The organism is Nonomuraea sp. bgisy101 (assembly GCF_057708945.1).
This window is the reverse complement of the sequence record NZ_JBYITD010000092.1, coordinates 1-3,609: the sequence shown is the minus strand read 5'-3', so window position 1 is coordinate 3,609 and position 3,609 is coordinate 1. Positions and strand designations below refer to the sequence as shown.

Here is a 3,609-nt window from a genome sequence, read left to right as displayed (position 1 = left end):
CGCTGGGATCGCGAACGGCTCAATCGGAGGGAAGGCCTCGAGCCTTGTTATTAGGGTGCCGCGCGGTCTCGTCAGGGTCTCAGGACAGCCAGAAATGGGTCATCTCGGGGGAGGAACGAAGGGGCAATCAGACGTGAGCGTGTTCTGTGGGATCGATTGGGCGGAAGGACATCACGACATCGCCTTGGTCGACCAAGACGGCCAGTTGGTGGCCAAGCGCAGAATCTCGGAAACGATCGAGGGCTTCGCCGAGCTGGTGGAGATGCTGGCGGCTGCTGGTGACACCGCTGAGGCGCCGATCCCGGTGGCGATCGAGACCCCTCGTGGTCTCCTGGTCGCGACGCTGCGAGCTACCGGTCGACGCGTCTACTCCATCAATCCGATGGCTGTGGCCCGCTATCGAGAGCGCTACTCGGTCGCCCGTAAAAAGTCAGACCACATCGATGCCATGGTGCTGGCCAACATCCTGCGCACCGACGCTCATGCGCACCGGGCTTTGCCGGAGGACTCCGAGCTGGTCCGGGCGATAGCAGTGTTGGCTCGCGCTCACCAGGATGCGACATGGCGACGTACCCGGATCTCCAACGAGCTGCGATCACTGCTGCGCGAGTACTACCCGACCTTCCTGGAGATCGTCCGAGGTCAGAGCTCCGGCTTGACCAGCCGTGAGGCTCGCGCTGTGTTGAAGATCGCGCCCACCCCCACGCTCGCGGCCGCCCTGCCGCGCGCCCAGATAGCAACCGCATTGCGCCAGTCAGGCCGACGTCGTCGCGTCGAGGACCTGGCCGACGAGATTCACCATGCACTGCATCAGCCGCAGCTGCGCCAGCCTCATCTGGTCGAGCAGGCCATGGGTGAGCAGGCGCTGGCACTGCTGGCCGTTCTGGATGCCGAATGCACCAACGTCGAGCGTCTGGGCGAGACCGTCACCCAGGCCTTCCACCAGCACCCCGACCACGCGGTGATCCTCAGCTTTCCTGGTCTGGGCGACATGCTGGGCGCCCGCCTCCTGGCCGAGATCGGCGACGACCGTGACCGCTTCGCCGATGCTCGGGCAATCAAGGCCTATGCGGGATCGGCCCCGATCACTCGAGCATCGGGGAAGAGCATCTTGATCACACACCGGAAAGTGAAGAACAACCGACTCGCCGCCACCGGCTTCAGCTGGGCATTCATGGCACTCACCAACCACCCGCCGGCCCGCGGGCACTACCAACAGCGCCGCGGCACCGGAGATGGCCACCCGGCCGCCCTTCGGCACTTGTTCAACCGGATGCTCGGCCAGCTCTATCACTGCCTGCAGACCAGCCAGAAATACGACCCTGGCAAGGCCTTCCCCACCCTGTTCTCCTCGGCTGCTTGACGAACAACCACTATCGGAGGTCTTGTTCAGCCGTTCCTGCGGATTGTTCGACCAGACCTGCCGCCAGGTTTCCCGAGGGAAGGCGGCGAAGGCCAGCAGCTCCTCACGGGCGGCGTCCAGATGCTCGCACGCGACTGGATACTTCGCCTCCAACGCGTCGATCACCCAGGCGTGCTGGGTGTGAACGGCCTCGGCGGTGGGCTGATCGAAGATGGTGCGCACCAACGTCGCGACCCACGGCTGGGCGGACTTCGGGACGGTGGTGAGCAGGTTGCGCAGGTAATGGGTGCGGCAACGCTGCCAGCAGGCACCCGGCAAGCTCGCGCCTATCGCCTGCACCAAACCGGTGTGAGCATCGGAGATGACCAGCTGCACCCCCGACAGGCCGCGGGCGACCAGATTGCGCAGAAAGGCCAGCCAGCCGGCGCCGTCCTCGGCGGAGGTGACCTCCAGGCCGAGGATCTCGCGCTGGCCGTTGGTGTTGACGGCAGTGGCGACCAGCACGTGGACGTTGATGATCCGCCCGCCTTCGCGGACCTTCTGGGTCAGGGCGTCCAGCCAGACGAAGGCGTATGGGCCGGTGTCCAGCGCCCGGGTGCGAAAGGCCTCCACCTGCGTGTCGAGCACCTTGGCCATCTCCGAGACCTGGCTCTTGGAGATGTGCTTGATGCCGAGTTGTTCGACCAGTTTGTCCACCCGCCGCGTGGAGACCCCGAGCAGGTAGCTGGTGGCCACCACGCTGATGAGCGCCTGTTCGGCCCGGCGGCGCCGTTCCAGTAGCCAGTCGGGAAAGTAGGAGCCCGAGCGCAGTTTGGGAATGGCGAGCTCGACGGTGCCTGCGCGGGTGTCCCAGTCACGGGAGCGGTAGCCGTTACGCCGGTTGGTGCGATCGTCGCTGCGCTGGCCGTATCCGGCGCCGCACAGGCCGTCGGCCTCGGCTGACATCAACGTTTCGGCCATGGTCTTCACCATGGATCGCAACAGATCCGGATCCCCGTGTTCGATCTGCTCCGCCAGCCAGCTTGCGGGGTCCACACTGTTGGTCACGGCCATCGCTTTGTTCTCCTTCGATCTTGGTTTCGCAACCTGAAGGATCACGCGATGGCCGTCTTCATTTCACGGCGCCACGCCTGTCACCAGCGAAAACTCGTACACCACGTCCGTGGACGCAACCGGTTCCACCGGCCCGAGGGTGCTGTTTTAGCGTGTGATGCCGCGCCTCCGAAGCCACCGCAGGGTGCCTCAACTCAACGGATTACGCCAGTTGAGGCGTTCGCGTGCTTTGGGGGACTGCTTGGCTGAACATCAGTGGCTGGGGCGGGCGAAGGTGATCGGAGTGCCGTCAGCGCCTACGGCGGTGAGGGTTTCGCCGTCCTATGCAACACCGGCCGGTCAGCCGTGCTCGGTCCGTGCTCGTCCGTCCCGGAACGCGCCGACAGTTCACGGCACGGCCGGACACTGAAATCGATCCAGCGCGGGACGGATGGACATTAACTGACACGACGAATCAGCAAACGATCTTTCTTCTAATCCGACGGTCGCAGGTTCGAATCCTGCAGGGCGCGCAACCGAGACAAGGCAATCTGACGGTTGACCTGGTCTTTTGCATGATCGGGCGAGGTTCCCTGTAGGCAGCTCTAGGCGGCCCGAGGCAGCTCCATGCCACTGATCCCGGAACATACGCGGAATGCTCTCGGCCACGTTTCCGCAGGTCGACGGGCGAGTTTCGGAGCGCAGTACGGGGAATCCGATGCTGCAACGAAGAAGGACCCCGGGGTTTCCCGGGGTCCTTCGAGACTTCCTGATCATGCGGCCAGCGCGTCCAAGATGCGCTTGTTGGCCACCTCTTGTTGCCCATCGATGCACTTGGCGTAGACGCGCAACATCACGTCCACTCCGTGCCCGGCTCGTTCGGCCGCCTCCGGTGCGTGCACGCCCGCGTTCAGCCAGAGCGACACGGCCGCGTGTCGAAGGTCATAGGGTCTGCCGGCCAGCGGAGAGGCCACCTGATCGGGGGTGAAGGCGTAGGTCCGAGCTTCCCGCCATACCTTGGCGTAGGCCGAGCCGGAGATCAGCCCGCCCGTCCGCGTTCGGAAGAGACGCCCGTTCTCCCCCACGCCATGCGTCGCGATGTGATCGCGAATGATCGAAACGAGGTCCGGCGGGATCGGAACCGGCCGGGTCTCCGTCATCTCGCGGTGCTTGAGCCCGCGCTCTTCATGGGTCTCGCCCGAGTCGGTGTACCC

1 protein-coding gene and 2 pseudogenes are annotated in these 3,609 nt (G+C 64.9%); 1 reads left to right on the top strand and 2 read right to left on the bottom strand.

Annotated features, from left to right (window positions below; translation table 11 throughout):
- The first annotated feature begins 94 nt into the window (after positions 1-94).
- Positions 95-1,363, top strand: coding sequence for an IS110 family RNA-guided transposase (locus tag AC3EO4_RS55435; protein ID WP_431904901.1), 1,269 nt, complete (start codon positions 95-97; stop codon positions 1,361-1,363).
- A 21-nt stretch (positions 1,364-1,384) separates the two neighbouring features.
- On the opposite strand, the pseudogene AC3EO4_RS55430 reads toward AC3EO4_RS55435, so the two are convergent.
- Positions 1,385-2,416, bottom strand: a pseudogene (locus AC3EO4_RS55430) (IS256 family transposase); the annotation flags it as partial.
- Between the two features lie 752 nt (positions 2,417-3,168).
- Positions 3,169-3,609, bottom strand: a pseudogene (locus AC3EO4_RS55425) (tyrosine-type recombinase/integrase); the annotation flags it as partial.